General features: G+C 48.5%; 9 protein-coding genes. 5 read left to right on the top strand and 4 right to left on the bottom strand.

The features are described 5' to 3' along the window. Positions 1–26: 26 nt before the first annotated feature. Entirely contained in the window at positions 27–932 is a 906-nt protein-coding gene (locus tag HGP28_RS10440) for a LysR substrate-binding domain-containing protein (RefSeq protein ID WP_168836404.1), read from the bottom strand. A 218-nt stretch (positions 933–1,150) separates the two neighbouring features. Between HGP28_RS10440 and focA the strand changes: the two genes are divergently transcribed. Further along, positions 1,151–2,602 (top strand): formate transporter FocA, encoded by a 1,452-nt coding sequence (gene focA, locus HGP28_RS10435; protein WP_168836403.1) that lies wholly within the window; start codon positions 1,151–1,153, stop codon positions 2,600–2,602. 237 nt (positions 2,603–2,839) lie between these two features. Here focA and HGP28_RS10430 read toward each other — a convergent pair whose 3' ends face one another. Both HGP28_RS10430 and HGP28_RS10425 read right to left on the bottom strand, forming a co-directional pair. Continuing rightward, on the bottom strand, positions 2,840–3,196 hold the full coding sequence (locus HGP28_RS10430) for a YibL family ribosome-associated protein (protein WP_168836402.1): 357 nt from the start codon (positions 3,194–3,196) through the stop codon (positions 2,840–2,842). 57 nt (positions 3,197–3,253) lie between these two features. After that, the gene (locus tag HGP28_RS10425; RefSeq protein ID WP_168836401.1) at positions 3,254–3,775 is read right to left on the bottom strand and encodes an RNA-binding S4 domain-containing protein; all 522 of its coding nucleotides are present in this window, start codon (positions 3,773–3,775) and stop codon (positions 3,254–3,256) included. Between the two features lie 83 nt (positions 3,776–3,858). Between HGP28_RS10425 and HGP28_RS10420 the strand changes: the two genes are divergently transcribed. The 4 genes from HGP28_RS10420 (at position 3,859) to fruA (ending at position 8,952) form a co-directional block, all read left to right on the top strand. Further along, positions 3,859–4,938, top strand: a complete 1,080-nt coding sequence (locus HGP28_RS10420; protein WP_246225682.1) for an endonuclease/exonuclease/phosphatase family protein — start codon at positions 3,859–3,861, stop codon at positions 4,936–4,938. 147 nt (positions 4,939–5,085) lie between these two features. Next, positions 5,086–6,213, top strand: coding sequence for a fused PTS fructose transporter subunit IIA/HPr protein (fruB, locus tag HGP28_RS10415; RefSeq protein WP_168836400.1), 1,128 nt, complete (start codon positions 5,086–5,088; stop codon positions 6,211–6,213). A 20-nt stretch (positions 6,214–6,233) separates the two neighbouring features. Then, entirely contained in the window at positions 6,234–7,181 is a 948-nt protein-coding gene (pfkB, locus tag HGP28_RS10410; protein WP_168836399.1) for a 1-phosphofructokinase, read from the top strand. 28 nt (positions 7,182–7,209) lie between these two features. Next, the gene (gene fruA, locus HGP28_RS10405; protein ID WP_168836398.1) at positions 7,210–8,952 is read left to right on the top strand and encodes a PTS fructose transporter subunit IIBC; all 1,743 of its coding nucleotides are present in this window, start codon (positions 7,210–7,212) and stop codon (positions 8,950–8,952) included. Between the two features lie 81 nt (positions 8,953–9,033). On the opposite strand, the gene HGP28_RS10400 is transcribed toward fruA, so the two are convergent. Continuing rightward, positions 9,034–12,186, bottom strand: a complete 3,153-nt coding sequence (locus HGP28_RS10400) for a chitinase C-terminal domain-containing protein (RefSeq protein WP_168836397.1) — start codon at positions 12,184–12,186, stop codon at positions 9,034–9,036. Positions 12,187–12,287: the final 101 nt, after the last annotated feature.

Below are 12,287 nucleotides of genomic sequence, written 5' to 3'. Positions count from 1 at the left end.
GTATTTTGCGCAGCCCAATAAATGCATCACATTACGCGGGGTTTGCCCTTCATCATGCGCTGCGCTTCGCGACGAATACAGTCCAATAATGGGTTCTCGGTCATATCTGCGCGCCAGATAAACGACAATGTGCGATCCATTTTGAGATCTGGCACATTCAATTCAACCAAACGGCCTGCCTCGATGAAGGGTTCCACATCCAAATAAGGCAAACAGGTCAAATAAGGGCCGTTTTCAACCAAGCTGCGTAATACTGGAACGTATTCATATTCACGCCACACATCAAGCTCTTCAATCAAAGGGTGCATGTGGCTATCAAATACGGTTCGAGTGCCCGACCCCTGCTCTCGCAGTACCCATTTCGCCTGCTCAAGTTGTGACAACGTCACAACTTCACGTTTAGCAAATGGATGGTGCGCGGATGCGACAATAGTGAGATGGTCGCGCCACCAAATTTCATGGTTCAGACGATTGTCATCACATCGACCTTCAATAATGCCAAGATCGTATTGGTAATCAATCACACCCTCAATGACGCTTTTGGTACTCATGACATCAAGTGCGACCCGGATTTCCGGAAAGTCATTATCAATATTACTGATAAGCTTTGGCACTAAATGTTCTGCTGGTGTTTGGCTCGCACACAAACGCACTTGGCCGCTCAACAAATGCTTATCATAAAAGCCTAAATCAATCTGCTGCGCGTCTTGCAGCAAACGTTTTGCTCGCGGACGAAGCCAGCTTCCCCAATGCGTCAATGACATCTGCTTGCCCTGACGCTCAAACAACGGCCGCCCTAACATTTTTTCAAGTTGAGCCAACGACATGCTTGCCGCCGATTGCGTCAACGCAAGCTGGTCTGCGGCTTGGCTCACACTACCGCTGTCTGCAACAGCGTCAAATACAGCCAATTGTTTCAAAGAATAACGCATAACTTCCTCTGTAAAAATCTACGGTTATCGTACGCGGGACGCATTCTAGCGTAACAAATTTAAATATCAAATTAATTGATTTGGTGTTTAAAAATTATCAATTTTCCTAAGTGAAAATTTCGACATATTCTGATTTGGCGTTGAGGGATACAGGCGTTCCACTCTCGTACTCATCGGCACTTAAGGAATTTGTATGAACACACAGTTAGAGGCGTCTTATGGCAAATACTTCTTCAAATAATCCGCTCTACTTTTCACCCAAAGAGATGATGGAGCAAGCGGAGTACTTTGCTCTAAGTAAAACAACGAAAAGCACCAGCATGACCATCAGTCTTGCCATTATGGCGGGTGCCTTTATTGGTTTAGCGTTTCTTTTTTACATTACAGTGACCACTGGCGCTTCTGCGACCAGTTGGGGGATCAGCCGCCTCGCAGGAGGTATCGCATTTAGCTTAGGTTTGATTCTTATCGTCATTGGCGGTGGTGAGCTCTTTACCAGCACCGTATTGTCCAGTATTTCATTGGCTAATCGTCAAATCACTGTTAGTCAAATGCTAAAAACGTGGGCCAAGGTGTATGTCGGTAACTTTATCGGCGCCACTTTACTCCTGCTATTGGTGGTTGGTGCGGGCATGTACCAGCTAAACAGTGGCCAGTGGGGTCTTAATGCGCTTTTGCTTGCGCAGCACAAAGTTCACCATTCGTTCCTCCAGGCATTTTCTTTGGGCGTATTGTGTAACCTGCTCGTTTGCTTAGCAATTTGGCTGACATTTAGCTCAACCAATGCCATGACCAAAGCGGTAATGACGATTTTGCCCGTCGCCATGTTCGTCAGCAGTGGCTTTGAGCACTGCGTTGCCAACATGTTTATGGTGCCACTGGGTATCGTGATTACTCACATTGCACCAGAGAGCTTTTGGTTAAGTGTTGGCGCTAATCCAGCCCAGTTTGCTGACCTAACCATGAGTCACTTTATCAGTGCCAATCTTGTGCCAGTTACCCTTGGCAATATTATTGGCGGCGCCGTGTTAGTTGGCCTTGCTAACTGGTCCATTTACCGTCGCCCTGAACTTAAAACCGTACCGTACAACGTCGTTTCAACTCCAATTTCAATTTCGCCCATTAAGGAAAACAGCATGAACAACGTCATCACAGTAAAAGAAATCATGAACACCACACCTGTCACTCTTCGTCCAGAAATGCCGCTTGTTGCCGCTCTTGACCATCTGATTGACCACAACTGTGTCAGTGCTCCCGTGGTTAACGTTGAGCAGCAACTGGTGGGTTTCCTTTCTGTGCAAGATGTGATGGTTGACCTTTGGTGCCAAGACTACTTGCCAGCGCAAGGCCAAAAAGTCGCGGATTTAATGAAACAAGAGATGATTGCAATTGGTGCGAATGAGCGTTTAGTTGATGTGGTTGAGTACCTAGCGATTGACAAAGAGCAGCTTTACCCAACCACCTCTATGGGTTATGCGACTCGCCTAGCGGCAATGAGCTTGGAAGAACGAGCTCGCGAAATGAAAGTCAGCAAACCACAAGTTCTACCAGTGATTGAAAATGGAATGTTTGTCGGTGTCGTAAGTCGCTTGGAAGTATTAAAAGGCTTACGTGGCATTTACGGCGAGCGTGTTGAATTAGTTGAAACTGAAATGAGGGCGACTGCATAAGTATAAAGCAAAGCAATTAACAATCTGGATAGCTAAGACAAAATCGAGCCCGATAGCACTGGCTCGATTTTTTTGTTTATCGCTCTAAAAAGTGGTATATACCCAAACAACTTGGAGTTGCAGGTAGGCGACCAACGAACAAAGCCTCTGAGCACTTCGTGAACATAGATACACTATGTGATGAGGTTTGTGAGTGCCTGTCAACAACGCTCTAACTTCAAGTAGGAAGGGTATAAATCAGAACTTTTTAGGCGCAAAACCTGTCATGACGTCTAGGCGCAGCTCTTTACCCAATTTTGTCATTGGGTGAACAACCACCAATCCACGCACGGATTTCTTTAGTTTCCCTAAATCGGCCTGTTCTTCTTTAGTAATTTCGCGCTGAAATGGCATATCAAGCAGCGTCTTACGCTCTTTGTTCAAATCATATTGCTGCTTGTGCTTCATTGAACTGGCGCGTTTAGTCAGTTTGGCCAAATCGTCGGTGAATTTGGTGATCATCTCTTGATCGCCGCGCGCGCGCGCGGCATTTAGCTTACGTTGACACGCATCAATGCGGTTATTGGTGTTTTGCAAATCTTGCTTAATACTCATGGAAAGATTCCGTTTATGTTATCGTCACGCCCCTCTCAAATCGGGCCGCGTTGAAAATTAAAAGAAGGTGATCGAACGACGGCCACTTTGGCTATCACGCGCAGCGGTCTTTTCAGTTTGAGGGGCTTTCTTCACTGATGATTGAGCACCAGTTTTACCGCCTTGTTTACTTTTTGAAGATTTCCCTTCCTGACCGCGGCGGTTTGCACCCGTGTGACGCTTTGCTGATTTTTTCTGCGCCTGACTCTGTTTTTTTGTCGCTGGCTCAGAAACAGCCAGTGGCAAGGTTTCCTTTGGCTCAGTGACCGGTGCGTCACAGATAACGACATAATACTCTTGATTGAACTCAACCAAATCGCCATCGTACATTTTACGGCGTTTACGCGTCTCAATGTCACCATTTACGGCAACATAACCTTCCGCAATAATATGTTTCGCCTCACCGCCACCACCAACAAGATTGGCGATTTTGAACAATTTATACAACTCGATTGGCTGCTCTGATACCTCAATGCCAATAGCCTCAATTTCAATTTCTTGCTCGCTATCGTCGTCAAGCCACTGGTCATGCTCGCTCATACTGGTACTCTATGCTGTTATTTGCCCGCAGTGTAATGGTTAGCGGGTAAAATAGAAACTCTAAAACCGCAGGAAAGCGCGTTATGACGAAACATTTGATGATTGAATCTGCGATGAGTTCGGCTCTTGAGCCGCCGCGAAACCGCCAAAACTCACTGACCATCGCCACGATGAACCTGTTCAATTATCTCGCACCGCCAAACGCTTTCTATGATTTTATCAATATATACGATAACGCGCGCTGGATTAGCAAAAACCAATGGATAACAGACACCCTAGCCCAGCTGGATGCAGATATCATTGGGTTTCAAGAAGTGTTTAGCATTGAGGCGTTACGCTCTTTAACTCAAAGTGCAGGATACGCGTACTTTGCAACAGTCGACCTTCCCTCTGTGACCGATGACTACCTATACCACGATCCCGTTGTTGCTCTGGCCTCTCGCTACCCTATCGAGCACTTATGCGCCTTAGTCAGCCCCTATCCTGATATTCACTTTAGCCGTACGCCACTGAAAGCCCGCATTTCGATACCTAACATCGGCGCACTTGATGTGTATGTTGTGCATCTTAAATCGCAGCGACCGACTGAGCTTAATCAGGTGTTTTTAATCGCAAACGATTCGGCCAATCAAACCGCATCGACATTTCAAAATGCAGGCCGACAGACACCAAAAGACGAAGCGGTGGGACGCTGGCTTTCAACCATTCAACGCGGATGGGAAACCTTACTTCTTAACCAAACGATGATGGACTTTCATCAACAATCACCAGCGCCCGCTGTGCTTTTAGGCGATTTCAATCAAACACTTGAAAGCGCAGAAATGCATCCACTCTGTGTGAGTGCGCCTAATGGATTGGGGCTATGTGATGCTTGGCAATTGGCCAAAACCGCCCTTGCGCACCATTCTGATGATAGATTTACCAATGAGAACAAGATAGATGAGAGTAAGGCTGAACGCCCGGCTACTTTTTATCATATCAACCAAGGTAAAGTGCTTGATTATATTTTACTTTCTGATGAATTTGATGCGACCAGAGCCGATCATATTGCGTACGTGAACAGCGTGACGGTCATTGACCAGCATTTGGTGAACCCGAATTTTGAACGCGATCGCGATGCCAGTGATCACGCCGTGGTGAAAACGACGCTTACCATACGCTAATACTGCCTTTTTGCTCGCACCTGTTCTGTTTTACGGTTGTCGCGTTTTTAACGCGCTGATTTCTCACCCTTCATATTGCGCATATGTCAAACCGCGCTAGCCTTTGAAACAATCGATGCGATTTCAGCGTAAGGGCAAGATGCGGCTATGTTGACACTTAATGTCTCGAATATTCAGCTCAACCAACAAGCGAATGATAAACAAGATGCTATCAAAGCATTGGCGAGCGCTTTAACTCAACGAGGTCTCGTCGACGACGGCTACGTTAATGGCATGCTGGCGCGTGAAAAGCAGAACTCAACGTATCTCGGGAATGGCATTGCTATTCCTCACGGCACTGTTGATACACGCGATTTAGTGAAACAAACTGGCGTGGTCGTTCATCACTTTCCTCAGGGCGTTCCTTGGGGGGATGACAATACAGTCTATGTCGCCATTGGAATCGCAGCCAAGTCAGATGAACATTTAGGCATTTTAAAACAATTAACTCGAGTGCTGAGTTCAGATGGCATTGAAGCGCTACTCAAATCGATAAAGTCTGCAGATGAACTGATTGCGTTACTTAATGGCGAAGTTCAGCTCGATGCGGACTTCGACCCAGCCTCAATTCGCCTAAGCGTTCCTGCGACAGATATGTTGCAACTCGTCGCTATCGCAGCGGGTTTGCTTTCTCAACGAGCGGTTTGCGATGCCCATTTTGTGGCCAACTTACTCACCAAACCCGTTACCCATCTTGGGCGGGGTTTGTGGCTGGTTGGGAGCGAACATGGCGTCAAACGCACCGCTTTAGCATTTGCGACGACGGCAAACGCCTTTGACTATTCTGATCATCCCGTAAAAGGGTTGATTGCGATTGCCGGCACCAATAACGCTCACGGCGCCATTCTTGATCGCCTCGCCACTTTAGTTGCCAATAATGAACAAGACGCACTGCTCAACAACACGGCGGAAAATATTGTGGCACTACTCAACGGCGAAGCGACAACGCCCGTTGATGCGGGAGCAACAGGAACCTTTCGAATACGTAACGCCCATGGTTTGCACGCTCGTCCTGGTGCCATGCTGGTGGCTGAGGCGAAAAAATTTAACGCTGATATTCGTGTCGCCAACCTCGATGGTGATGGCAAGGTTGTCAATGCAAAAAGTTTAATGAAAGTTATCGCACTTGGTGTAAAGCATGGCCACCAGCTGCAATTCACCGCCGATGGTGACGATGCTCAAGCCGCAATTGACGCGATAGGACAAGCGATAGAAGCCGGTCTTGGCGAAGGCTGATTTTTAAGGAGCTAACACATATGACCAACAAAGTGGTTACTGTCACATTAAATCCAGCACTTGATTTAACGGGTAACTTAGAGCGGCTGAATGTCGGCGCTGTCAGTCTTGTCGAAAGTAGCGCTTTGATGCCAGCAGGCAAAGGGGTCAACGTGGCAAAAGTGCTGAGTGATTTGGGCGCCGATGTGACAGTGACCGGTTTTTTAGGTCAAGACAACGCAGAGCTATTTAACGACTATTTTCATCAACTCGGTGTTAACGATGCCTTTGTTCGCGTTGTCGGTGCAACCCGAATCAACGTCAAATTGGTCGAGGCTTCTGGCCGTGTTAACGACATCAATTTTCCTGGGATGTACGTTAACGCAGAAGCCCTCGCCGCGTTTGAAACTCGCTTGTTTGAATTAGCCAGCGATCACGATTATTTCGTGATCGCTGGCAGCTTACCGCCTGGTGTTGAACCCGAATTGTGCGCCCAATGGATAGACCGGCTCGGACAGCTTGGCAAAAAAGTGCTGTTTGATAGTAGCCGAGCCGCCCTTAAAGAGGGACTAGAAGCCAAACCGTGGTTGATAAAACCCAATGAAGATGAACTGGCTGAATTTGTTGGGCGACCTTTAGCGAGCGTCGAAGAGTGCCAAGAGGCCGCACTAGAGCTATTGGGGCTTGGGATCACCAATATTGTGGTTTCAATGGGCGCTGAAGGTGTGATGTGGATGCAAGAAGATGGCGAGTGGCTGCGCGCCAAGCCGCCAACCATGCAAGTGGTTAGCACTGTCGGCGCTGGAGATACCTTTGTTGCTGGTATGTGCTGGGCAGACATGCAAGCCATGGAGAAACACGAGGCGTTGCGTTTGGCGACGGCGCTTTCAGCCATGGCGGTAACACAAGTTGGCGTTGGCATTACCGATCACACTACGCTTGAACGCCTTCAAGCTCACACTGCTATTAGCCGAGTCGAGCCAATCTAAACCCTAACAATGACATGAGGTCTTGATAATGAATATCGCGATTGTTACTGCTTGCCCGAGTGGGGTGGCAACCGCGCCTCTTGCGGCGAGAATCGCTGAAAAGGCGGCGCAAAACCTCAACTGGCACGCCTTCGTTGAGTGTCAGTCGGCTATCGCAGGCTCTCCTTCACTCAGCTCAGAGCAGATCGAGCAAGCGGACGTGATCCTCATTGCCGCTGATGCTCCGGTTAATCTGCGCCGATTTGCGGGTAAACGCGTCTATCAAAGCTCGATTCAATCCTTATTAGATGATCCCAAGTCATGGCTTGAACAGGGTTCAACACAAGCTAAAACGCTTGAACTCACCTCGCCTGACCCCGAAGCCGCGTCAGAGACTCACCAAACGACGCATGCGACGCAGCGCATTGTCGCCATTACCGCCTGCCCTACTGGCGTGGCGCATACTTTTATGGCTGCAGAAGCGTTAGAGGGGGAAGCGAAAAAGCGCGGTATTGAAATCAAAGTCGAAACTCGTGGTTCGGTTGGCGCGCAAAATCAGCTCACTGCCGAAGAGATCGCCGCAGCCGATATCGTCATTATCGCAGCAGACATTGATGTGCCACTTGATCGCTTTGACGGCAAGCGCCTTTACCGCACGACAACTGGCCCGGCGCTGAAAAAAACCGCGCAGGAGATCGACAATGCGTTTGATCAAGCGGCGGTTTATCACCACAGTGGACAAAGCGAGGCCAGCGCGCCCCAAGAGAAGAAAGGCGTTTATAAACACTTGATGACTGGGGTATCGCATATGCTGCCCGTCGTCGTGGCGGGTGGTCTTATTATCGCCCTCTCCTTCGTGTTTGGCATTGATGCGTCTAAAGAAGAAGGCACGCTAGCGGCTGCGCTAATGCAAATTGGTGGTGGCACTGCGTTTGCATTGATGATCCCCGTATTATCTGGTTACATCGCGTTTTCCATCGCCGATAGACCCGGTCTGGCACCAGGTCTCATTGGTGGCATGCTTGCTAGCACCATAGGCGCAGGCTTTTTAGGCGGGATTGCGGCAGGCTTTATTGCTGGCTATTCGGCCAAACTGATTGCTGACAAGCTTCATCTACCCCCGTCGATGCAGGCGCTAAAACCGATTTTGATCATCCCCTTTATCGCCAGCCTATTTACTGGGTTGGTCATGCTTTTTGTGATTGGCGATCCCGTTGCCAATCTCATGAACAGCCTCACTGAGTTTCTCAACGATATGGGCTCTGCCAACGCCGTATTACTTGGGGTATTACTCGGCGCGATGATGTGCTTTGATCTCGGTGGGCCCGTCAATAAAGCAGCATACACCTTTGGGGTTGGCTTACTTGCCTCACAAACGTACGGACCTATGGCCGCTGTCATGGCGGCAGGCATGGTACCTGCTCTAGGTATGGGCGTCGCGACTATGATTGCTCGCAGTAAGTTTGCAGCCAGTGAACGCGAAGCAGGCAAAGCCGCTTTTGTGCTTGGGCTCTGCTTTATTTCTGAGGGCGCCATTCCATTTGCGGCTAAAGATCCTCTGCGAGTGATCCCGTGCTGCATGGCAGGTGGCGCACTAACTGGCGCGCTCTCAATGCTGTTTGGCGCCAAACTGCTAGCGCCTCATGGCGGCCTATTTGTGTTGTTGATCCCCAATGCTATTACGCCTGTATTACCTTATCTTCTCGCAATTGCCGCCGGAACCGCGCTCACTGCCATTTGCTATGCGGTTGTTAAGGTGCGAAGTGAAGGCGATCAAATGGCGAATGCTTAGTAGTAAAGGAAAGAGCGACAACCAAAAAAATCCACCAATTATGGTGGATTTTTGTTAGTAAACTATGGTCAGTTTAGCGCTTTATGGACAAGTCACTGCTTGCCAAAACCAGCTGCTTTGACTTGGATTTTCCCATGGACCTGGGTTGTTTTGCGCGACAAAACATTCGCCTTCAAAACTCACCGTGTCACCATTCGTTACCGGAGTTGACCCAGCAACCCAAGGCGTGACTGTAGTGGAACCACCATCGGTATTACCGTTTCCACCATTACCATTGTCGCCATTAGAATTATCATTATCCGCTTGGTTCAAGTCAGCAACGGCTTTATCTGAATGCTCAAACGCAAAGCCATATTCAACGCCATTGATCTTCACCGTGTAGTTAGCCGGGCCTGAGATTGGCAAGTAATACACCATATCCAACTCATATTGACCACCATTTGGCAATGACTTCCAGCCAGGTAACGAGAAGCCGACGCGATGCATTGGCCCATCAAGCCCGCCAATATTGTCTGCTCGTGTATGTCCAGACGCGATGACAGATAGCCCACCACCGGATTGGTCTTTGGCGTTATCCGGCGCAGATACAGGAATATCAAACTCAAACTCCGTGCCACCAGGAATCTCTACCCCTGTGTTATTGGTAAAGATAACTTTAGGGTTAATTGGGTAGTTCTGATCACCTACTTTGTAATCACCGACTGAGACGGTAATATCCACCGTGGTGTCTGGCATAGCACCTGTCGCAACGGTGTTACCATAAGGTGATGCTGACTTGAACTTGTCATAAATCGCCTTAGTCATGGTATTTCCCATATGGTACTCACCGTTACCACTTGCACACGCTTGCTCTGAAAGATCCACCGCGCCGCGATTACCTTGGCTATCCAACTCGTAGCAGTTATAGTCACCAGCCAGTTCCCAGAACATAATCCCGCCAATTTCTTTATCAATGACGTAGTCTGCTTTTATGTCAATCGACGCTTTATCTTCTGTCGAAAGGAAGACTTTCTTTTCTGCATTCCAAAGCCATGGCGCGACAGCAACCTCATCAAAGAAACGTTGATAGCTTCCGACGAGTTGGTCATCCGCATCCGTGGTGGGATCCAGTCCATAAGCACTGGCGTAACTGCCATAATGACCCTGCTCAAGGTTCTTGACGTGCCACATGGGGTTAGAGCCTGCGCCCATTTCAGCGCCTAGTGCATCAAGATCGTGCCACATGTTGTCGATACCAATGGCACCCCAACCGCAATTATTTTTCTCACCCTCGCCTGTGCCGGGCGCGCAATCACTTTGGTTAGGCAATGCTGCGCGTCCCCAAAGACCATTTTCACCACCAGTCACGCCTTGCCAGCCGCGCGTGTAATAAGGCACACCAATGTTAATGCGTCCTGCAGGCATCGAGCCACGGAAATAGTGATATGCCCAATCCGTATTGAGATAACCAATACCACCATAAGCGGCAGTACCATATACATTCCACTGCGCCAGTTCAGAGTCTTTTCCTGTATCAAACAGCGCTGCATTATGCCCGACATGATCATTCCACGCGCCATGTAAGTCATAAGACATGATATTGACGTAGTCGAGATACTGAGTCACATCAAAATCTTCCATACCGCGCAATAGATAGCCTGATGATGGCGCAGCAATGGTCAACATATAATGAATCCCATCTTGCGCTGACGCTTGATCCACTTTCTCACGCAAGACTTTCATGAGTTCCTGATACGATGCCCAAAGATATTGACGTCGCGGCTCCATAAATGCTTTATCGTCAGGGTTGCCGGCGCCCGCCATTGATGTTGGATACTCATAATCGATGTCAAGACCATCAAATTGATATTCACGCATCATAGCAACGGCAGAGTCAGCGAACTTTTCAATACCCGCATGGTTGATAGAGCCATCAGCGTTTGTGGTCATAGTATAAAAACCACCGTCCGCTACGCGCGCGCCATCGCTGCCAAAATGACCACCTGTTTCAGCCCAACCACCAATGGAGATCAGTGTTTTGACGTCATGCTGTTTTTTGTACGTTGCGAGCGCGCCAAAATGCCCTTTAAAGCCGAGCGCAGGGTCAACCTCTACGCCTGGCCACTCTTTATTCACCGCGACATTATCCGGATCATTCACATCACCAATGTTAACTTCACCATCATCGCCAATGCTAACAAACGCGTAGTTGATATGGGTTAATTGCTGCCATGGAATATCTTTAACCAAGTAAGCCGCTTGTGCATCATCACCCGAGCGCCAACTGGTAAAGTAACCAATTACACGACGAGGATGATCCGCGCCCATTTTCTCGCGACCTTCTTCGTCGTAAATGGTGCAATAAGGTACGTCAACACCTGGGGTTTGATACAATCCATCAGGACGACACGTCGCTATTTGTGGGCCGGCAGTCACCGAAAGGTTTTTCATGCTCGAATTGACGACAGCGCCGTCGTTGTCGGTCACCTGCGCATAAATGGTGTAACTGCCGGACGCTTGCGCCGTATAGTCAAAGGTAAAAGGTGCGCTGGTCACTCGAGCGATTTCAACTTGATCAACAAAAAATGTGACGCTTTCAATCGAGCCATCACTGTCTTCAGCATTAGCGGTTAATGTAACCGTCTCATCCAAAGCAACTTGAGTCTGTGATAATGCTAGGGCAATCGTTGGTAGCGTATTGCCATTGCTTTGAGCGGTAACCGTTAGCGTAACGGAATCCAGAGAACTGCGTTCACCTTGGTCATCAATCGCAATAACCGCAATGTCATGCTGGCCGGCAGTTGCCCCCCAGACGGCGGAAAATGGTGATTGTGATGCGGTCGCAACAACAACGCCATCAATCAAAAATTCAACCTGGGCAACAACGCCATCACTATCATCAGCGTCAGCGCGTAGAACCACATCATCCCCTTCAATCACAACATCACTGGCTAAAGGTGATGTCAATGTGACAGACGGCGCTAGATTGGTCTCGCCGTTACAACTTCCAAGTACTTCCCAAGCTCCCCATTGGCCGGCGTCTGTTGGATTGTTACCTTGAGTCCAGTAACGGGCTTTAAAAGCATCCCCTTGAAATTGAGTTTGGTCGCCACCGGTATATACGGTATCGGAATCCCAATCGTCTAGCGCTGAGCAGTCAACCGCAGCAAAACTGGGCATTGCTATTAAGCAGGATGCACTGATCATGCTAAGTGCAAATACGGGTTTCGCGGCCTTCCTTTTAAGTTGGCGCATAATATTTTCCTTTTATGTCGTTTCACGAATCGAGTTAAATAAGCCCCTTTACCACATCGAGGTAAGAACACTTTTTAACCATCGAAAAAAAACATAAATCG

This window comes from Vibrio agarilyticus (assembly GCF_012641465.1).
Taxonomy (GTDB): Bacteria; Pseudomonadota; Gammaproteobacteria; order Enterobacterales; family Vibrionaceae; genus Vibrio; species Vibrio agarilyticus.
Note: the sequence above shows the minus strand (reverse complement) of the source record. Positions and strands in the feature narration are given on the sequence as shown.